The sequence below is a fragment of the Lentisphaera araneosa HTCC2155 genome (genome assembly GCF_000170755.1).
Classification (GTDB): Bacteria; Verrucomicrobiota; Lentisphaeria; order Lentisphaerales; family Lentisphaeraceae; genus Lentisphaera; species Lentisphaera araneosa.
This window is the reverse complement of record NZ_ABCK01000019.1, coordinates 13,984-33,133: the sequence shown is the minus strand read 5'-3', so window position 1 is coordinate 33,133 and position 19,150 is coordinate 13,984. Positions and strand designations below refer to the sequence as shown.

General features: G+C 39.4%; 19 protein-coding genes. 4 read left to right on the top strand and 15 right to left on the bottom strand.

All coding sequences use genetic code 11. The features are described from left to right. Positions 1-123 precede the first annotated feature (123 nt). The 6 genes from LNTAR_RS17270 to LNTAR_RS17245 all read right to left on the bottom strand — a co-directional run bounded on the left by LNTAR_RS17270 (position 124) and on the right by LNTAR_RS17245 (position 5,884). Positions 124-1,563, bottom strand: a complete 1,440-nt coding sequence (locus LNTAR_RS17270; protein WP_007280033.1) for a VWA domain-containing protein — start codon at positions 1,561-1,563, stop codon at positions 124-126. Next, positions 1,560-3,089 carry an AAA family ATPase gene (locus LNTAR_RS17265; protein ID WP_007280032.1) on the bottom strand — a complete coding sequence of 510 codons (1,530 nt, stop codon included), beginning with the start codon at positions 3,087-3,089 and terminating at the stop codon, positions 1,560-1,562. Before LNTAR_RS17265 ends, LNTAR_RS17270 begins: the two co-directional genes overlap by 4 nt. Before the next feature lie 76 nt (positions 3,090-3,165). After that, a complete protein-coding gene (locus tag LNTAR_RS17260; protein WP_007280031.1) occupies positions 3,166-4,260 on the bottom strand; it encodes an AAA family ATPase in 1,095 nt (364 codons plus the stop codon). Continuing rightward, on the bottom strand, positions 4,260-4,901 hold the full coding sequence (locus LNTAR_RS17255) for a hypothetical protein (RefSeq protein ID WP_007280030.1): 642 nt from the start codon (positions 4,899-4,901) through the stop codon (positions 4,260-4,262). Before LNTAR_RS17255 ends, LNTAR_RS17260 begins: the two co-directional genes overlap by 1 nt. Then, positions 4,898-5,491 (bottom strand): hypothetical protein, encoded by a 594-nt coding sequence (locus LNTAR_RS17250; RefSeq protein ID WP_007280029.1) that lies wholly within the window; start codon positions 5,489-5,491, stop codon positions 4,898-4,900. The genes LNTAR_RS17255 and LNTAR_RS17250 overlap by 4 nt, the downstream gene beginning before the upstream one ends. A gap of 66 nt (positions 5,492-5,557) precedes the next feature. Continuing rightward, positions 5,558-5,884, bottom strand: coding sequence for a helix-turn-helix domain-containing protein (locus tag LNTAR_RS17245; RefSeq protein WP_007280028.1), 327 nt, complete (start codon positions 5,882-5,884; stop codon positions 5,558-5,560). A 136-nt stretch (positions 5,885-6,020) separates the two neighbouring features. Here LNTAR_RS17245 and LNTAR_RS17240 point away from each other — a divergent pair, with 136 nt between their 5' ends. After that, positions 6,021-7,175, top strand: coding sequence for a hypothetical protein (locus LNTAR_RS17240; protein ID WP_007280027.1), 1,155 nt, complete (start codon positions 6,021-6,023; stop codon positions 7,173-7,175). A gap of 713 nt (positions 7,176-7,888) precedes the next feature. Next, entirely contained in the window at positions 7,889-9,868 is a 1,980-nt protein-coding gene (locus tag LNTAR_RS17235) for a YagK/YfjJ domain-containing protein (protein ID WP_007280026.1), read from the top strand. A 165-nt stretch (positions 9,869-10,033) separates the two neighbouring features. On the opposite strand, the gene LNTAR_RS17230 is transcribed toward LNTAR_RS17235, so the two are convergent. From LNTAR_RS17230 to LNTAR_RS17185, 9 genes are all read right to left on the bottom strand, one after another. Then, a complete protein-coding gene (locus LNTAR_RS17230; RefSeq protein WP_007280025.1) occupies positions 10,034-10,897 on the bottom strand; it encodes a hypothetical protein in 864 nt (287 codons plus the stop codon). Positions 10,898-11,395: 498 nt separating this feature from the next. After that, the gene (locus LNTAR_RS17220) at positions 11,396-12,055 is read right to left on the bottom strand and encodes a hypothetical protein (protein ID WP_007280023.1); all 660 of its coding nucleotides are present in this window, start codon (positions 12,053-12,055) and stop codon (positions 11,396-11,398) included. Continuing rightward, positions 12,045-12,632 carry a hypothetical protein gene (locus LNTAR_RS17215; protein WP_007280022.1) on the bottom strand — a complete coding sequence of 196 codons (588 nt, stop codon included), beginning with the start codon at positions 12,630-12,632 and terminating at the stop codon, positions 12,045-12,047. The genes LNTAR_RS17220 and LNTAR_RS17215 overlap by 11 nt, the downstream gene beginning before the upstream one ends. 11 nt (positions 12,633-12,643) lie before the next feature. Then, positions 12,644-13,153: a JAB domain-containing protein gene (locus LNTAR_RS26725; RefSeq protein WP_007280021.1), complete on the bottom strand. Its 510-nt coding sequence runs from the start codon at positions 13,151-13,153 to the stop codon at positions 12,644-12,646. Continuing rightward, complete coding sequence (locus LNTAR_RS17205) at positions 13,153-13,518, bottom strand: hypothetical protein (RefSeq protein WP_007280020.1); 366 nt, start codon at positions 13,516-13,518, stop codon at positions 13,153-13,155. The genes LNTAR_RS26725 and LNTAR_RS17205 overlap by 1 nt, the downstream gene beginning before the upstream one ends. A gap of 89 nt (positions 13,519-13,607) precedes the next feature. After that, a complete protein-coding gene (locus tag LNTAR_RS17200) occupies positions 13,608-14,000 on the bottom strand; it encodes a DUF2787 family protein (protein ID WP_007280019.1) in 393 nt (130 codons plus the stop codon). Positions 14,001-14,030: 30 nt separating this feature from the next. After that, complete coding sequence (locus LNTAR_RS17195; RefSeq protein ID WP_007280018.1) at positions 14,031-14,864, bottom strand: RecB family exonuclease; 834 nt, start codon at positions 14,862-14,864, stop codon at positions 14,031-14,033. After that, positions 14,864-15,343, bottom strand: coding sequence for a hypothetical protein (locus LNTAR_RS17190; protein ID WP_007280017.1), 480 nt, complete (start codon positions 15,341-15,343; stop codon positions 14,864-14,866). Before LNTAR_RS17190 ends, LNTAR_RS17195 begins: the two co-directional genes overlap by 1 nt. A gap of 94 nt (positions 15,344-15,437) precedes the next feature. Further along, on the bottom strand, positions 15,438-16,835 hold the full coding sequence (locus tag LNTAR_RS17185) for a beta clamp domain-containing protein (protein WP_007280016.1): 1,398 nt from the start codon (positions 16,833-16,835) through the stop codon (positions 15,438-15,440). 191 nt (positions 16,836-17,026) lie between these two features. On the opposite strand from LNTAR_RS17185, the gene LNTAR_RS17180 reads away from it, so the two are divergent. Both LNTAR_RS17180 and LNTAR_RS17175 read left to right on the top strand, forming a co-directional pair. Next, positions 17,027-18,277, top strand: a complete 1,251-nt coding sequence (locus tag LNTAR_RS17180) for a hypothetical protein (protein ID WP_157473649.1) — start codon at positions 17,027-17,029, stop codon at positions 18,275-18,277. Next, complete coding sequence (locus LNTAR_RS17175) at positions 18,274-19,092, top strand: HEAT repeat domain-containing protein (RefSeq protein ID WP_007280014.1); 819 nt, start codon at positions 18,274-18,276, stop codon at positions 19,090-19,092. The genes LNTAR_RS17180 and LNTAR_RS17175 overlap by 4 nt, the downstream gene beginning before the upstream one ends. The last annotated feature ends 58 nt before the right edge of the window (positions 19,093-19,150 follow it).

Genomic DNA, 19,150 nt, shown 5'->3' with positions numbered 1-19,150 from the left:
CAGCTAAATAACTTCTTAAATGGCAAATTAAGACTTGAGAATCCACATCGAAAAATGAGGCTAATTTGAAGCAAAATAAGAACTACTTAGCGTTTAAATCTAAACAATACCACTCCCATTTAATCACGAAAGTTTACCGTTCTCAAACTTGAGTAACTCTGTCACACTTGATCCATCTGGGTTGTAGACCCACTTCCTATCAAAGTATTCCCGATTCTTATGACTATGAAAGTGGTCACCGATACAGAGCGAGTAGAAACTATTATTTTTAGCTTTAGCCTGTTGAATCTTGTCTACCAAGGGTGGTTCAAGGTCATTTAAAATAAAATCCGATACCACCAACATATCTGCATTTCTATACCCTTCCTGGTTCATCACTTCAGTGCCATGCTCAATGGCAGGTTCGACATCAGTCCCACCATTAAACGACATCTCCAGGAACTTCATTAAAGCTGACAATCTATTAGATCCCGCAAGGTCGATGGTCTTAATCTTAGTTGAAAACTCGATCACATAACAATTGCGATTCTCTTTCATAGACGTTTTAGCCATGTATAAAGTAATTGCTTTTGCTGTAGTTTCTGGTGCTCCATACATTGAACCGCTTGTATCAACAGCAATGATCATCGGTCCTTGTTCCTCGTCAGGCATTTCGATTTCTTCTTTCTTGCTGACCGTCTGTATACCACTCATATCAAAGCCCATGAGTCTTGACTCAGCATATTTGAGATCGAAGATAATTTCAGTCTCAGGATCGGTGAGCAACGCGAGTTCAGATGGAAGTAGATGCTCCAGTTCTTTGGAGAATTTAATGCCGGATATTTCTTCACATGAATTCGAACTAGACACTGATGATGACGTGGTTCGGCTACGTTTGATTTTATTTAACTTAGCTTGTTTGAGTTTACCAAGCAGCTTACAAAGGTCTTTAATACCGGGGTCCTTCTTCAGGGTTCCCAGCCATTTCTTCAGAGTCTCTAAGTTTTGTATACTGAGTTCGCTTGGGCCATCTCCACCAGCACCAGCTCCAGAGGCAAAATCAAAAACATCTTCCGGATCGAGATCCAGCTTCTCCAGTTCATCGGCGATGTCGTTGAGATTATCCATCCAGTCATTCATTTCTTGCTGAGTTTCATTCTGCAAGTTATCAAGCCGTTCCTGCTTCCAAGTGGATTGCAGGTCTCTAAGGCTCTTATGCCACTGCGAAATAAGAAACTGAGGCAGGACATTAACATTACCAGGTTGATCGTTTATCTGAGACAACTCCTGATTCCAGTAACTCTTCAGATCAGGAAGTTGGCATTTAGCTCGAAACTCATGAAACTGATTTACAGAAGACTTCAGACAATCGTTGCCCAACTTTCCTTCTGTAAGCCATTTTTCAGAAGCCTGAAGAGTATTCCAGTCACTACTAAACGGATTCTCTTCGGCAAGTGTTTGCTCCCATTCTCCAGCCTTCTCTTCAAGGGTTCGATTCACTTCACGAGTTAATGCAGGGAACCGTTCAAGCAAGTCCCCGTAATCATTCTGAATCGACTCTTCAATATTTTCGGTGGCTGTCATAAGAGTGACTCCTCGCACATGCTGATAAGGCAGTCACATTCTTTAATGCGCAACATTAGGCCATCCTTCTGATCGTGCATTCCCTTGATCGCAACCTTACACACCTGTTCAGGGACAAAGGGCGTATTAAGCTCGTCCTTAGCGACGACAATTTTACTTTGAAGGTATTCTAGGTTCTCACCGAGACGGACTTTCACATCTCCAACCTGATCACACAACGACTGAACGTAACCGATATCAAAGTCAGTGCGTCGAGTCCCCTTTTCAATAATGGTCTGAGCCGTGAATTCCGCATCGACATCATAGTAATCATCATACTCGTCAGTGTAGCCACCGCTGAGCTTACAACTACGTTGTTTGTGGAAGTTGCAAACTAAATCTTCGTAAATATTACCATTGAGATCACAGGGATTAAACTCCTCATCCTTTTTGATATATTTAGCATCAATTAACACTTCAATTCCTGGCCCATCTATAGTCTCTATACTACTCTTAAAATACTCTTGATCGTCGATGATTTCAGTCATATAAATATCATCATCCATAATGAGTTCATCATTAATTTCCGACTCCAGATCATTCATAGTTACATCTATTAAAGAAAGGTCTATATCAATGTTGATTCCGCAGTCTCTAACAGCTTTTTCAACAATCTTCTGTATCGGCTTATAATTTTCCTCTGTACTCCAAAGACAGTGACGGAGTAAAAGCACATCAGCATGATTAGTGGCACTGCGGTCACAGAAGAAAGCTGAAGCTTTGAGTAACGAGGCAGCACTCTTCCAACGACGATCAGAGACTTCAACTTCCTGTTCGTCGGGCAACTGTTGAATCTCATGTCGAATCAAGTGAATTACGTCCCAGGTCTCATTGGAGATCTTCACACTTTGAATCGGTGCTTGCCAAGCGTCAATTTCCTCAACTGAAATCGCCAACTCTTCGGGTATACGGGTATCAACCTCTACAACTGAACCCTGTAAAAGTTTTTCAAAATTATTCTTTCTACGGAGAGGTGAGACTGATAGCCTGATCAGCATGCGATCATAGAGGGCTTCAAGCCCTTGTCCTGGCTCAGGTGTTTCATTTGAAGCCGTTACCATAGAGATTAGCGGGACTTTAATACTCTTATTTCCATTACGAAAAAGACGTTCATTTGTGACCGTCAACAACGTATTGAGTACGGATGGCGAACTTTTCCAAATTTCATCTAGGAAGGCAATTTCCGCATCTGGAAGATACCCCACAATCATGCGTATATACTTATCCTGCTTCAATTGATTAAGTGAAATCGGCCCAAAGACCTCCTCCGGTGTACTAAAGCGGTGCATCAATGTTTCAAAATAATTAACATCTTTAAAAGCAAAACTGGCACGACGTGCACCAAGGCTTTTAGCGGTACCAGGAACGCCAAGCATAAAAATATGAGAACGGGTTATTGCTCCTAGTAGAATCAGAGCAATAATTTCTTCTCTTTCTAACAGGCCATTTTGTAAGTGCTTAATAAGTTGTTTTATTCTATTTTTCATGATATGAATCCTTAATGAATTTAACCATCCCAGCTAGGTGCTGGGTTGATTGGGTTGATTGGGTTGATTGGGTTGATTATTCTTCGAGTTTCTTACCGATGTAGTAGCGCTTTGGTGACTTGCCGATGGTTCGGAGGTAGCCATGGGCTTCCCATTCAGGCAATTTCTTCTTGAGCGTTTCGCGCGTCCAACCGATACTCTCATCGTCATCCATCATGTCGATCACCACCGTGGTCTCCAGAGCTTCAGAGGCAACTGCAGGTAAGTTAGTGGTGATGAATTTAGCCAGTGGGATATCTCCCGCGGGCAACTCCGCATAGCGATCATCCACAAGCGTCTCAAGGCTACAGATATGGAACTCACGGTCTGACCCCAAGTACATAAAGTCCGAATCGGGAGTATCGAAATCACGACACTCATAAATGAACTCAACTACAGGTCGCTGTTTACCGCTTTCATCAACGATGTGCTGATCGGTCTTCTTGAGTAGTACACCGAGGTTAAAGTTGCGCTGTAGATCACTGTGTCCGGCCATATTGGCGAAGAGGTTAGTAGATTGCTTTACATCTTTTCGTGTATGGTGAACTAAAACAACAAGCTTGCCCATGGACTTGAGTTTAATGACTCGCTTCAGTAACGCCTGAACCTCTTTTTTTGAATTCTCATTAATGAAGGAATACACTGCATCTAATGCGACTACGTCAATTTGATACTTGATGACATACTCCTCAATTTGATCGAAAACAAGATTAAGTATATCGACTCTTTTGCCAACTGATTCAGCAAGCATATCGGCGACACTGAGAATGTGGAATTCATCACTTTGCTTCTCACTGAGTCCTTTTCGAGACAAACCATATTGCCCCGATTCACTATCAACTAAAAGGCAACGAAGTTTTTTAAGCTCACGTCTATTTAATTTTTCGCCCTTTGACATCTTCTCTAAAAGACTATGTAGCCAAGAAGATTTACCGATTTTAGGGGGTGCTATCACCATCATAATACCTATGGCCAAAGCCAGATCTTCGATGGCAATCCCAGGATTTACTATCTCATCAGAACTCCTTAGTTTATTAGCTTCCATAGATCCTTTATTAGCACTAAAGGATTCTAATTTATCAGGATTTAAACCCAATTTTTCACAGCGTTTTTTAAATTCGTCGTAATCCATCAGATCACCTCCTGCATATTAACATGATCAATGTGTGAAAAGCTCACTTGAGCATGATCTTTGATTTGTAGATATAGTTTGGCAATGGCCGTGTAGGCATTGTCATCATCCAGTTCGCTACCAGTATGTAACACGAGACGAACTCTACGCCCACTCAGTGGGGAGATATCTAACGCATCAACGGTCTCCACATCTCCCCACCAACTACTGTAAACTACGTCTGTACGTTTAGTAGACCTTATGTTCCATTGCATATAATCTGCGTAGAACAGAACTGGAGAAACTATGAGTTCAGCTTCAAGATTTTTAACTATTTCTGGTGAATTTAGCAAACGATTAGTTTCTAACGTGGAGGCATTTTTATGCTCAAAGTTTAGGTTTCCTGAGCTATGTACCGCAACTGGAGTCTGAACAACACTGCTACCATTTATATCTTCGTTAACGTAGTAGCATAAACGTCCGTCTTCATCATAAAAAGTATATGCCCGAGTAGACCAGGAGTGACAAGGTGTGGACGGCAGGGCATTAAGCAGCATATTGGGTTTATTATCTATAGAGAAATCACTATCTAACTTCGCTTTAGAATCCTCATATTTTGATTTTAATAATTCGTATTTCTTCATTATTTTTTTCTTTTTCATAAAACTACTCCTGTAGTTATAGGGTTAGATTCTATATTTAGCGCTACACCAATTTGATGGTGCTTAGGTTGAACACTGCGAAACCAGCTATTCTGAGGTAGGCGTAATACAGATTTAAGGTCATCAGAAAAACCAAGGTCTTTAGCCATGCTGTTAATTGCATCGACAGGCGAGACAATTTCATATTCAAGCATAAATAGAAAGATTAATGGTGATATACATGGGGGTGTCACCAACGCTTCTAAGCCATAAGGTGTTTCAACGATAACGGTGCCTGGAAGAAGCTGGCAATTTATTGAATTTCCCCACCTATCAGGAGCTTGAGCGTCATAATTTTTACGTATTATTCGAAATGGACCAATTCGATAATAAAATGGATGTGGTTCAGCACGCGGAAACAGTTTACGAAATCTATTCTTGTCAGAAATAGATGACATAGCAGCTTGGTTGACTTTCCCTATTTTGATCTTTTGCTTTATAGCTGCCTTATCTTGTTTAAATCCACCTCTAGCGATAATAGCGTTTTGCCATGGATGATGTGGCGATGGAGAGGAGACGAGACTAATCTCACCCTTGTCACTTCGTATCATATTTAGCTCCTATAATTAAATTTCTTGTTGGTTCTATTTGATTAGTTTTTTCATTATTTTGTTGACTTATTCATCACCTCCTTGAATTAATCTCTGTTCAATCAGTAAGGAGATATCGGACTCTAATAACCGACATGCACGATTGATCTTAATGCGGCGAAGAGAACCTTGATCGATCAACGTATAGATAAAACGTTCACTGACACTCAGTCTTTTTGCTGCTTCTTTTACCGTTATCAGATTAGGAGATGATTTTATAGAACTTGGTGGCCCGTTAGGTTCATAATGTTCTAGGGCATTTTTGATGACATCAGCTCTTACCCCCTTTATTTGATCTTTTAAAATCAACGCGATAGCGGTAAGACTGTCATCACTAATATTTGAAGTATCCATATAGTTCCTTTATTATTTAATATTAATAATAAATAATATCATAAAACTCTTAAGACAAAGTATTTGCATATTCATTTTGGTTCGTTAGATTATTTAATAACGAACTATAGAATGAATTAGAAAAATGGAGTTAATAATGGAATATTTTGTAACCGATGAAGCCAGAGAAATAATTCAAAGTAAGGTAAGTGAAGATAAGAGCTTACACCAACGTGCCCGTGATTTAGGTATTTCATGGACAACGTTTTATAATTTGGCATTCAAGAATAGGACAACTATAAAAAGTAAAATATACGATATACTCGCCACAGATCCCTGTCTGAAAAAACATTTAATCCCTATAAAAGATGACCAGAGAGTCCCTAAAGTAATAGTTGATTTCTTAAAAAAACACACCCGTGAATACTATCAAAAGATTCCATGTATTTTAAAAAAATATCTAGGTGATATATCTCTTAGTGATGTAACTAAAATTAGTAACAAAAAAATAATTAGTTACTCGAAATTAAAACATGGAAGTTTAGATCAACAAAAAACAGCATCTCTTTATGAAGTTATAATAAGGGCATACACAACACTAAAGTGTCACCACAAAATTGATTTAAATAAAAACATAAAATCACTTTATGAAAAACAATTCGCCAAAGAATTAGAAATAGCACAATACATGACACAGAACTTCTCATGTAAAATGATTTCCATTGACGATGTCAGAAATAACGGTTTTTTATCATCATTAAAGAATTCTAAGATGCAAGTATATAGTGCTCCAAACCCATTCATTGATTCATGTATAAAAACTGACACGGCTTATAGTGGTAAAATATTTTATTTGAAAAACCTTATCACACGAGGAGTTTTAGTCATAAACAATACCCCTGCTATTGACTTGAATACTTCATCGAATGATGACATCATTTTTGCATTTACTAAAATAATCAATCCAAACACGCATTATAGTACCCAACACCATAAATCATACTTATCTTTTTATGGTCAAGGCACTATTGATATCAAATATAAAAAAGTAATTATATACGATTCTTATCAAACGCACATACACGTTATTTTAGAAAAACTTAACATTCCAAATGGTATATTTAGGAACCCGATCCAAATGAATGACAACGAAACTTTAGATGATTTTTTATGTAAAGCGGAGTTTGAGTTCAAACCGTATAATGAATCTAATATTATATTTGTAACTACAAAAGATCAATTTGGTCGATTGGCAGTCAAAGTAGAGATCCCATGGGATGAGACTGAAGCTATATGCAAGGGCTTTAGGTAGTCTCGAAAATCTAATTTTGTGAAGTCAAATAAAGAATTAGAAAAGAACTACTTATGACAATAGCCAAGACCTTTAAACAAAGAACAACAAAACACCTAACTAACTTATAAACAATAAATTACACTTGTTTTAGTACTATTCATTCATACTAGTTATGAAAGATCTACAGGATATGAAGAGGCAGACTATTGTGAGTAGCCAAAAGTTTTAATTATGTCTTTTTAAAACATTGCCTATTTTTTAGTTTTTAAGCCTATAGCTTGATACGCACTATACAATCAACACTTAAACCTTTCAGAGAATGAACCACTCTAAAATTCACCAGCCCCACTATTTTAAATAAATATTTTCAGATAATATATACAATATAATGTAGAGATACTGAAATGCTAAATATTCCTCTCAGTTTTGAGCTCAATATTTTGAAATTTAGACACCCTCACAACCATGATATGTAACTAACTTACTCACCATAATCATCTCAACATCATAATTTATTCCGACACACTAGGGATTCTGACTTGGATGACTATTTGGTAAGTATAATACAATAAATATAAAGACATAAATTCACTCACATATAAACACATAACAATAAGATATTAATAACCTTCAACAATCATCCCAAAATGATTATGAAGGATCTATAAGCCTTAGATGAAATCCAGTATTTCTCTAAGGCTTTTTTATTTTATATCTTATAGGATAATCCCATGAAAAAAAACCATAAATTATTTATATTTGGAAATGTTATTTTCCAACTCTTTATCAAAGCACTAAGTCGCAAGCGCAACATCTTTATTCGTCTTGACCTCAAGTTCCCTGCCAACGAAATTCTCTATAATGAACAAGGTTTATTAAACCAATTCCTAAAAGATTTCAGACAATACATGATTCGCCAATACTACAAAAAAGAACTAAAAGCATATTCAAAGAAAATGAGTACCTTCAGCCCCTACGGCGAAATCATCTATGCGTGGAAGCGAGAAAAAGACTCTAGTGATCACGGCCACTATCACCTCTTCATTCTCCTAGACGGACAGAAAGTAAACAATAAGAAATCAGCTGTACTTACTGCTAAAAGAATCTGGAATAATTTCTTTGATCCCGTAACAGAAGAAGACAAGAAAAAAGGAATTAAGTTCTACAATAATGGCTTAGTTAGCTACAGAAGTCATAATGAAGAAAACGGAATACGCCTAGACCAATACAACTACCTCACCAAGGAAGATAAAGAAAACGGCTTAAGCTATCCATCAAAAGATTTCCTCTTCTTCCTAAACTCCGCGATTAGGCAATCCCTCTACCTTGCGAAATCAAGAACCTCAGACTGTTTTGATAAAAATAACAATTGCTGGAGCACGTCCTCTCTTCCCAAGAAGACTGAGATCCACGAACCTTCAACTGAAGCCTTATCTCTTATGTTCGGAGAACGATTTAACAAAGAACAACTGATAGCTTTGTCTATGATCCTTGAAGGTATTAGCGTTAATATTGACGGCCCTGGAGGAACAGGTAAATCTCGTATCATCAAAGAAGCGATAGCTCTTACTAAGAGAAAAACATTAATTGTTTCTCCGTCAGCGTCAGCAGCACGACTAGTTGGTGGAATCACAATCCACAGCGCCTTTGCATTACCATTGGAAATACTAAAACCTGATCAAGTCCTCCCTAAGTTATCAGTAGAGCAAGAACGATTCCTTTCTTCAATCGAAATACTAATTTTTGATGAATCAAGTCGTATAAGACCAGACACCCTGTTACACGTTGACAGAAGGCTTAGACAACTACAAGATCCACAAAAACCTTTTGGTGGTGTTCAGATCATTATGGTAGGTGATATGGCTCAGGGTTCCGCAATTCTTAGCCCTACAGAATATAGAGAATATTATAAGCATTACGGATCTCTTTTCCCTTTCCATAGTGCTTCTTGGATTTCAGCTAGATTTAAAAGAATTGAACTAATCCAAAACTATCGACAAATTTGCCCTTACGAAAAACATTTACTTAAATGCTTTCGAGAGAAAACATTAAAAGTGATGCAAGTTGGCCCAGGGTTCAGCCTTGACCCCATCAAGTTCTTTAACGAGAAAGTGCGAGAAAGTTCAACGCCTCCTGATAATGCCATCTGCCTCTGTGCTACACGTAAGCAAGTGAAACGAATTAACGAAGCTAAAGAAAAAATACTTAAAGGCTCCACCATCACGCTTAAGGCTATTGAGAATAATGGTAAGTTCAATTACGAGGAACAAGAGGTTGACCGAATCATTAATTTAAAAATTGGTTCCAAGGTATTGATCACAGCTAATGTAAAAAATAGAGAAGGTCAATATAAATACGTTAATGGAGATACAGGTATTGTTAAAAAAGTCTCATCTTCAACAATCATTGTTTCTTTGGACAGAGGTGACGATGTTGCAGTTAAACGTTATTATTATAAAGACAATATCAATAATGAAGCTCAAGTTCAACAATTCCCAATTGCCCTTGCTCATGCAATTACCATCACTCGTAGTCAAGGTATGGAATTTGACGGACCTGTCCATATTGAGTTAGCTACCGAAATGAAATATAATGGCCTTACCTACACAGCTATTGGTCGTGTAAGACGTCTTTCACAATTAACAGTCAATCGCTCAATTACAAAACACGATTTTCATGTAGCTCCTGAAGTTGAAATTTTTTATGCTTAGCAGGGCATTATGCCCTTGCCTATAGAGATGTGCTGACAGCTTGAAATGAGAACTAGGAGCATCATGAAAATGTCGCGAGATCAAGGGTTTTATAGAAAGAGTTTTGCTTTATATCAAAAACTAAAAAAAGACAACCAATGATGATTGCCTTCCTTTTTTAGTCAATTAGTCAGAGAAAGCCACTCTGAAAATTGAACTACTTGTTGCTACTGTATCGGATGAGAATTCAATTAACTCAAAACTTTCATCGTTTGGATGAACAACCCATTTTAATGAAATTATTTCTCCCTCTTTATAAAAACCTGTTTCTAGGTATTCTGCAAAGAGGTTTTTCACTAAAACTTCTTGTGCTAAACGGAATTCTTTCCCGAGATTTTGACCTTCTTTTTGCATCGCTCTTCTTAAATCATACAACTTCTGATTTAATTCACTACTCTTCTCTTTCATTCTTTGAACTTCAAGCTCCATAGGTTTAAGCTTTTTATCATACACAGCTTTTTGCGCTTCGTATTTAGGGTTATTTCCGTTCAATGATTGAGGGAGTTCATTTGTTCTTACAAAGTATAGCTTCTCTGATACCTCTTTTAGCTTAGATCTTAAAATATTAAGTTCAGCTTCTAGCTTTTTAGTTTGAGATATCCCCTCTACTTGAGGTCGATTGGCTTGAAGAATCTTTAGCTCTTCCATGAATTTCTGAGACATGTTGCTTCGTACAATACTTTCTCGGATATTCTTATGCGTTTCAACCCCTTTAGGGTAATCTTTTGCCAGAGCTTTAGCGCGAAGACCTTCACTTATCTCACCGCTGAAGTTCACAAAAGTCTTCCCCCCCTTTTCTTCACTCGACCAATCTGTAGAATCAAAATTAGCATCTAGAACATTACCTATAGTCCCTTGAGGATAGCTATTCATTGTTCCATCCTTGACCAATGTTACATTAGAATCACCACAACTTGTCAGCAATGAAACCAATAGTCCAAAGAGCATGACTGCTTTCAACGAGTGTTTTATTATGTTATTTGTATTCATTTTAACTTTCCTTCTGGTTTTTTTATTAAAAACCAGCCCCTCATCCCAAAGAAAAAGAGCGTGGCTTGCTTCTTATGTAGCCCAGAAGAGGTTCGACCAAGAACCCACACACGAGTACACGCAAAACAAGTCACGCCCTAAATTGGGGCGTGACCTATCTCTTGTTTTCGTCCGTGTGTATAAATTTGGTCGATTTCTTCCGGAACGAAAATCATTAGATAGAATCTAAAATTATGTCGTTCAATATAACTCATGACCTTTAAAGTCAAAGAGTCTTTTAGTTTTCTATCTGACTTATCTTTTATAGAGTAAATACCTTTCGGCAATGGACGCAGATCCATTTATTTTCATCAGCGCCACTAAGTAATGTGAGGAAAGAATCAATCCTAGATTTTAAGCCTGAATTTCTCAAACTAGATTGAGCCTTAACTCTTTCCATAGCGTGTAAACGCCTTGAGCAAATAGGACATACGCAATTCTTTTTCATAGCATCCCCTCCTACGCAGTCTTTCCCGTCTCTGTTTCATCAGCTAAGGCCTCAGAACCCATGGGTTCAACTTTGTTCTCACAATCACCCTTGATGATATTACAGGTGTAGCATACGAAGCGATTGTCGAGATGAGAGTCAACATACTGACCTGCACGTTTACCGAGCTCTCTACCTGCTAAGTAAAAAGACGCTCCTGATAATGCGGCGTGGCCAACGACACCTAGAATTGGGCTTAAGGGTTTTACGTTATTTAAGACGCGAAAAATGCCTGCCGTCCCACACAGACGACCACCCCATTTCTTAAATTCGGGTTCGTTTTTAGGCAAAATCTTCATGTGTTTAGAACAGCCCGGACATTTTGGATTTTTCATAGTATTCTCCTTTTGTTTCTTGTTGGTTTTTGTATGATTCACTTGTGATTTCATACAACTTTTTTTATAATGGATCAGCGCTTCTTGCTGCCATCTATCAAAGATAAGAATGGCTTCACTACTCAATAACTCAGTGATGACTCTAATTTCTTCATCCTCATCAATGACAATAGTCATCTCAGGTTCAGACATCTTCAGCACAGCCCTCACGACCTCGTCAATCGTAGTTTGCTCAACCATGATTTTACGAAGTATTAAAATGAAGGAAGCTAAAAGAGCTGAGTTATTACAGGTCATGAGGGACACCTCCCACTAAGTGAATGACTTGAACTTTCGTTCTTCTTAATGGTTTTGACTTGAGGCTCTTGAACTTCTCACGCTTACGCTTGATACGATCCATTTGAGTCTTGCTGTAAAAAGATTCGCGCTTCCCACAAACTGGGCAGTCCGTATTTGTGATGTACAGTCTACTTATGGAACTGCCACATTTCTTACAGCCAATTGTCTTGGATTTAGTTCTACGAATTTTGAGTAGTAAATCAGCTTCTAAAGTCACAAGTTCACGCTTAGCTTTACAGCATTGATCCATGATCTTTTGAGAAGCCTTATCAAATATATTGCCCTCACCTACGAATGGTATGGCCATTGCCCTATCCCACTTGCAGTGCTCAGCCTCAAGATAATCACGTGCCTCCGCTTCAGAAGCGAACGGTTTAATTTCTACGAATTCAACACCCAAGGGCATGATTCCAATGTGCCCAGCATATGTATCATTCCCGTATTGCTCACACTCTTCTACTTGCAATTCTCGATGATGTTCTAAAAGTTCAGATTTACTTCCTCTGTAGGTGTAATAGTTAAATTCAGCACCCATAATTCACCTCCTTAGGCGGCTTGTTGTTTTGATATTGACATGAATCCTTCCTGCCGAAAACTCAGGAAATGATGTTTTTGTTTGTTTAAGCAATAGCCCACAATCAGGTGGTCAATGACCTCAACGCCGAGCAGTTCGCCAGCCTCTTGTAAGTTATTAGTTATTGTTCGATCCTGATGAGATGGAGTAAGGACTCCCGAGGGGTGATTATGAACCACGATTATTTTACTCGCGCCGTTAATCAAAGCTGGACGAAACACCTCTCGACAGGCTACGTGCGTGCGGTCAACTAAGCCACGACTCACTTCGCAGTAGCCAGTAATGAAGTTCTTAGTATTTAAAACAAGGACGATAAAAACTTCTTGCGCTTCATCCGCGACCCCAATCGTTTTGAGAAAATCAAACACGGCCTCTGGTTGATTCGCCTGAACAGGTTTTAGACCTGGTACAGGCTGACGAACAGCTTTTACCTCATAAGCCCAGTGTTCCTTTACGGGGAACTTAATCAGTTCTGGCTGCATTAGGCACTCCTCGGTTTATCAGGAGAATGTATTAGGCGCATGCCATGTAAGGGAAAAAGCAATTGTTTACACTGAGCCACATCTTGCTGATTAAGCTTAATTTTTATAGGCGTTAAATAATCTAATTTTTCATCCTTGCATTGATAGCTACTGGCTCTTAAGCAAGCCGCTTCCAACTCATAGCAGAGTTGATCATCTTCCATGACTTGTAAGCATTCAGTTGCGGGTAGTTCATTATAAAGCAATTCAATAGGATCTATTTCTTCATTCACGAGGTGGCTTGTAAGCGCACCATTGATAAAACTTTGAAATGGCAGCTCCATTTGAAGAACTTGCTTATTTAGGGTATTGGCAGTGATACGCATGGCGCACCTCCATTTGTTTGTGGGTTAATAATAAAAACCCGGGCAGCGTTTAACTGTCCGGGCTTGGTTAGAGAATATGTTCTTTGGAATTAGCTTGAATTGACCTCAAGGTCATAAATCCCCATATTGTAATAAGCTACAAAATTCTTTTGCCAAATCTTGAAGAGTTCCGCTCCATGAGCGATGGGGTAATTACGTCCGATGTGAGTAAATCTCTTGTGTTGAAAACCGAAGTCAATTTCTTTCACAAGTTCAGCGTATGGACCGTGGCCAACATATGCAAAATCAGTGATGTACTGAATAAGTTCTTGTTCATTCACACGTAATTCTACTGTGTGGAACCCACCCGAGTCAGCGGAATAGCTTGGGTCGCGAAAATTCAGCGTAAAAGCTGTTCGCCCGAGATCATTGTCAATAATAATCGCCGCTAGAATTTCATTGAGCTTCTTGTTCATGGGTAATAACAAATTTTGGATATTCATCTGATCGTCCTTATTTTTTTTGATAAATACTCATGCCACTTGCTGAGCTTTTCCCGCCTGACAAGTCTGCCAAGAAGTACAAGCTCCAGAGTACTGACATCCGCCACAAGCAAAGCTAGTTTCATGTGGGTAGTACATCTCTTGCTCAACGACTCTATCTGCCATATGCACCAACTGGATGAAACGATTAAAATCCGTTTGAGTACGATTGGTCATGTAGCGTGTTACAGTCGGAGTCTTAGCCTTGGTGATAACGTCGTATCTAAAGAGCGATTCACGACTATCTATCCCCTGGCGCAAAGCGTACAAGTAAGCCGTCGCTTGAAGGTCTTTATGGCATTTAATCGCAGGCCATTTGGAGGCGGAAGTCTTAAAGTCCACAATAATAATACGTCCCTTGTTCTCCACCACGGCATCAAACTCACCGATGAGTGGTTTTGAACCAGGCAGATTGACCCTAAAGGGAACATCAGTATCGACAACTTCATCATCGGGATCAAGATTCTCGGCTAAGGCCTGGAGCATCTCCTGACCCTTCAATATATAATCATCGATTTCCTTACCTTCGGCAAGAGGCACATCAAAGCGCGAGTCATTAACCTCAGTCTGAAGAGCGTGAGCGAAAAAGTCATTCAACTCATTCTCCTCGGGTTCTTGCATATCTTTATGCAGATTATAGAGATAACTTGCTCCTCGATGAAAAGCTTTGCCGAACACTAAATTCATCGGCACGAACTCTGGTATCTCCTTATAGATACGACCAAAAGCATACTGCATCGAACAAATATTGAGGATCGAATTCAGTGCGGAAAAACTCCAGTGGGGATCCTTGCGCAATTCAGCAAAGTTAAGTTCAGTATTCATTAAGCAGCCCTCTGATTCTGTAGCTGTTCAATGAGCTGTGACGCCTGCTTCTTAGAGATCTTCCAAATGGATTCGACACCGAATTGATTCAAGGCCATAGCATCGACTTGTTCTTGACTTAATCCACGCTCGGCACCAAGACGATTTAAAAACGTTGCTTGCTTTTGAGATATTTGTGACGGGGTATTTTGGACTCCTGAGTACTGACGCCCTGATTTTGCATTTTGTGTCGCTAGTGTTGAGTTAACTTGTGGAGCTACAGGGTGTTTAAGCGGGATATTTTGCTTATTAGCATAATGCGCAATTTCCTGTTCAACCGTATTTTCAAGTAATTCATAAGCATCACGAAAGGCTTGTTGAACTTCATGATTACTTAGGTTTTCAGGGATGTCTTTTTCAAGACTGCCATAAAACGAGTTAGAGCTATATTGTTCTTGGCCTGGGACCTTTTTACTAAAACTGATATTGATCTTTAACATAATGATTTTTCCTTTTTTAAATAAAAAGCCGATAGGATCGTGATGATCCTACCGGCTTAGTTGATACTGATTAATTGAATGCTTTGGCAAATACCTAAGCGGCTACTTTTTGCAGTTTACTAATCAGGACCTGAGTTTGCTGATACTCCTTGAGTTTCTTTAGAGTATCTTTCTCATAGGCTTTGAGCTGGCGCGCCAATGATTTTAATCCGGCTTGAGAGTCACGGATCAACTTGTGCGCTTCATCAGCCTTGGACTTAGCCTCAGCCTGGATTTCTAGGAGATGTTCAATCGTTTGATTAATCTCTTCAATAGCACTTACTTCTGTGTTTTCATTCATAATGGGATTTTCCTTTTGTTGAATTGTTTTTGTTGAAGTTTCTTTAGCTTTTGGCGCGCCATACTTTTCTTGAATGTGCGCCTTAATAACTTTGAAGTCGGATCCACGCTTCGGCATGATTACACTTTGGGTATTGGATGAACTTATACAGATCGGAGAACTAGCATCGGTAAGATGAATTTGGACGTCTCCATGAGCTGCAATTAATGCATCTAATAAGAAGTTTGGATCGACTGCAAAAGACTTGGGTGAGTCATTACTTTGAGCACCAACAATACTTGCGGCGCGTTGACCACTTTCATCGTTCACCGCAAAGATTAATTTATTGTCATGCCAATGTAGACTATGCTCACCTTTATCAGACTGAAGCTGACGAATAGTGTCGCAAAAGAAAGCCAATTCGCAGCCACTTAAGTCAATTGTCGATTCGTAGCTCTCGGGAACGACCGTTCGCCAGTTTGGATACCCCCCCTCAACTTGCTGACACTGATACAACCAGGATGAGTTCGCAATCTGAATCGTTTTATGATCCACTTTGATTAAACTCTCCTCTTCGAAAATCTTAGAGACTTTCAACACCTTCGTTAGAGGAATGAGGGTATCTTGCTTAACTTGTAATTCAGTTTTAATATTTAATAAGCGCCGACCATCAGTAGCCACAAGCTTATGTGCCTCCGAGTCAAAGAAAATGCTATTGAGCACATCTTTAGCCGGATCAGTCGATGCTGTGTTGTATGCACGACGGTAATTAACAATTAAATCACTTGCATCTAAGCCCTCAGTTGATTTGAGTTCACTTAATGTTTCGGGGTAATTGACTGAATCAATCGTGAGATAGCTTAAACTCATCCCATTAGAGAATTTCACTTGAAGTTTTTCTTCTTCATAACGAAGCACCACTGAGTCGCCACGTTTCATGCCCGCAACGATTCTTTTGAGTGTCTCGGGGCTAATGAGAAATTCACTCGGCGTACCCCCCTGTTCTTTAGAACGGTACACAAGCGTTTCACTCAGATTAGTTGCCGTGAGTTGAAAGCCCTTAGCAAAAATTTCGACACAAACCTGACTGAGAAATTTGTTACTACTCTTGCTGAGTACTCGAGCAAAATTGGTTTTAATTTGTTGCAGTTCATTGTACTTAAATTGAATCATATCTTACTCCTGTTGTTTAAATAAAAGCTTCTTACGCCCAAAAGCGTGAGAGGCCGCATAACTAAATAGTTAGTTCATAGGAGTGATATATATGTGACTTGGCATGAGCTACATTTTTGGTTTCGAGTTTCATCATGTTTATTTCTTAAAAAAACACGGGAAGAAAAATCATGGGTAGAGCAAAGAAAGAATTGGAAATTGATCCTGCATGGGGGCAACATATCTGTAAAATCTATGACCATATCGTTTCGATTGCGGGTAAACAATTTATCGTTTCAGGTAGAGGCACATCCTCTATGGATCGAGAAAAAAAACTTAAGGCGCTGAATAAAATCTTTCACAAGCGTGCTTCATTCGATTCGTATCGTGCTCGAACTGGTCAGCATGTTATCGAAATTCTAACTGCGGAGGAGCTGGCGCAGGCCAAAAAAAATCAAGATTATACTGAAAAGGAAGCTAAGATACGAGAAGACTTTTCCGAACAGCTACGGTGTTTACTATATAAATCAGAAAAACTAATGAAGCAGGTTTCGTGCGTCGATTCGATCAATAAATATGAGCAATACGATGATTATTCATTCCATTTATCACTTTGTATAACGGAGAGTTATGAGAGGAGATTTGCAGGTTTTGATTTGGATTTTGCCATTCAGCTACGTGAACTGCGCTTAAAAATTGAAGTTGAGCACCTCAAGCATGAACTCAAGCATCGTGATGACTTAAAAATCAAGATGACAGATGATACATGGGCGCAAGAGCAGGAAGTGTCAGCTGAAATTCTCGAAGACCTGGAAACTGAATTAAAGGAGGCAAGGAAACGATCAGTAACTATAGGTTGGTCAGATCATATCTGCGATGGTGAGTATGTCATTGAAATTGGTGAAAAGGTCTTTTTAAATATCGCTAGAACTAACCTAGGCGATCTTCAGCATCGGCATTTTTGGGAAGACCGGCGTTCGCACAAATTATCGGTGTATTCGGAAAGTCTTGGTCTTAGCAAATACGGAGGGGAATCAAGGCGGGCATTATTGGGTGAAGTAGTTATCGATGTTTTAAGTCCCTTCGACAATCTCGTAGCAGAGCAGCAAGTTTCTAATAATACTCCGTGGCCTAGTGGGCAAATAAAGGACTGGGAGAAGAAGCTGGCTAATTATGAGCAAGGCCTGAAAGAAATTTTAGACAATGACTCAATTGATAATAAGGCTAAAGAAATCCGTGATCAACAAATAGCCATATTTAAAAATCATATCCAAAACGCAAAAACAGAGATAATACTGTTGACCGAAGAAAATGAGCTTCTGTTTAAGCCTCTGGAACGTGAAGTTTTGTACCTGCAGCGTGAAATATCTCGATTGGAACCTAAGCTGAAGAAATACAAAAAACGAATAACGGAACTTAATAATCAGATACAAGCGGATGCGCTCAAGGAAAAAGCTGAATGAGTCAATTTAATGAAAAGTATAAATCTGACCCACGATCAAGTCGTGAAATTATACAGCTATACCGCTCCGAGATTGAGGATGATGATTCTTCTACGAGCTTGGCTACGGTTCATTACCGTAGCAGCCAAGAGGAGTTTGACCTGGGACTCGAATATTGCCAAAGTGAAGACCGCTGGGATCGCGCCACAGGTGCAGATGTACTCGCTCAGCTCGACTGGGAGAAAAAGGCATTTTATAAAGAAACCGTAGATGTGCTGTTGTCGCTCTTGTCAGATGAGAACACTGAAGTTCTCTATTGTGCTACAGTCGGACTCGGTCACCGACATGATGCTCGTGCCATACCTGACCTCCTAAAACTTGTGGATCATGAAAGCGAGGACGTACGCTATGGCGTGGTACATGGACTAAGCAGATATGAAGATCCGGGTGCGATTGCCGCTCTCATCACATTGAGCAAAGATTCCGATGAAGATATTCGCAATTGGGCCATCTTTGGCTTGGGCTCACAAATTGAAACCGATACACCTGAGATTCGTCAGGCTTTATTCGAGGCCTTAGATGAACCTCATGATGAGGCGCGTGGTGAAGCCTTGGTCGGTTTGGCTGAACGAGGTGATGAAAGAGTTGTGAGTGCCTTGCTAGAGGAATGGCAATTGGACTCGGTTGGGATTCTCAGCCTTGAAGCTGCCGAACTTATAGCAGATCCCCGTTTAAATGAAACTTTAATCGATTTACAAAAAAGCCTGAATCTCGATGACGATGCCCGCATGGAAGCACAACTTGAAAGAAGCCTTAAGGCCTGTGCTCAAAAATAAACCTCATGGGTTCGCAGGCGTGGGATTAAAAAACACTTGCTTGTTCAAGGACTACGGA

Coding starts and splice junctions, on each gene's coding strand:
- LNTAR_RS17245 (WP_007280028.1), bottom strand. CDS start 5,884: ATGGATACTTCAAATATTAGTGATGACAGTCTTACCGCTATCGCGTTG.
- LNTAR_RS17255 (WP_007280030.1), bottom strand. CDS start 4,901: ATGAAAAAGAAAAAAATAATGAAGAAATACGAATTATTAAAATCAAAA.
- LNTAR_RS17200 (WP_007280019.1), bottom strand. CDS start 14,000: ATGAATATCCAAAATTTGTTATTACCCATGAACAAGAAGCTCAATGAA.
- LNTAR_RS17230 (WP_007280025.1), bottom strand. CDS start 10,897: ATGAATACAAATAACATAATAAAACACTCGTTGAAAGCAGTCATGCTC.
- LNTAR_RS17195 (WP_007280018.1), bottom strand. CDS start 14,864: ATGAATACTGAACTTAACTTTGCTGAATTGCGCAAGGATCCCCACTGG.
- LNTAR_RS17270 (WP_007280033.1), bottom strand. CDS start 1,563: ATGACAGCCACCGAAAATATTGAAGAGTCGATTCAGAATGATTACGGG.
- LNTAR_RS17260 (WP_007280031.1), bottom strand. CDS start 4,260: ATGGATTACGACGAATTTAAAAAACGCTGTGAAAAATTGGGTTTAAAT.
- LNTAR_RS17185 (WP_007280016.1), bottom strand. CDS start 16,835: ATGATTCAATTTAAGTACAATGAACTGCAACAAATTAAAACCAATTTT.
- LNTAR_RS17265 (WP_007280032.1), bottom strand. CDS start 3,089: ATGAAAAATAGAATAAAACAACTTATTAAGCACTTACAAAATGGCCTG.
- LNTAR_RS17215 (WP_007280022.1), bottom strand. CDS start 12,632: ATGGGTGCTGAATTTAACTATTACACCTACAGAGGAAGTAAATCTGAA.
- LNTAR_RS26725 (WP_007280021.1), bottom strand. CDS start 13,153: ATGCAGCCAGAACTGATTAAGTTCCCCGTAAAGGAACACTGGGCTTAT.
- LNTAR_RS17235 (WP_007280026.1), top strand. CDS start 7,889: ATGAAAAAAAACCATAAATTATTTATATTTGGAAATGTTATTTTCCAA.
- LNTAR_RS17250 (WP_007280029.1), bottom strand. CDS start 5,491: ATGATACGAAGTGACAAGGGTGAGATTAGTCTCGTCTCCTCTCCATCG.
- LNTAR_RS17190 (WP_007280017.1), bottom strand. CDS start 15,343: ATGTTAAAGATCAATATCAGTTTTAGTAAAAAGGTCCCAGGCCAAGAA.
- LNTAR_RS17240 (WP_007280027.1), top strand. CDS start 6,021: ATGGAATATTTTGTAACCGATGAAGCCAGAGAAATAATTCAAAGTAAG.
- LNTAR_RS17220 (WP_007280023.1), bottom strand. CDS start 12,055: ATGACCTGTAATAACTCAGCTCTTTTAGCTTCCTTCATTTTAATACTT.
- LNTAR_RS17175 (WP_007280014.1), top strand. CDS start 18,274: ATGAGTCAATTTAATGAAAAGTATAAATCTGACCCACGATCAAGTCGT.
- LNTAR_RS17205 (WP_007280020.1), bottom strand. CDS start 13,518: ATGCGTATCACTGCCAATACCCTAAATAAGCAAGTTCTTCAAATGGAG.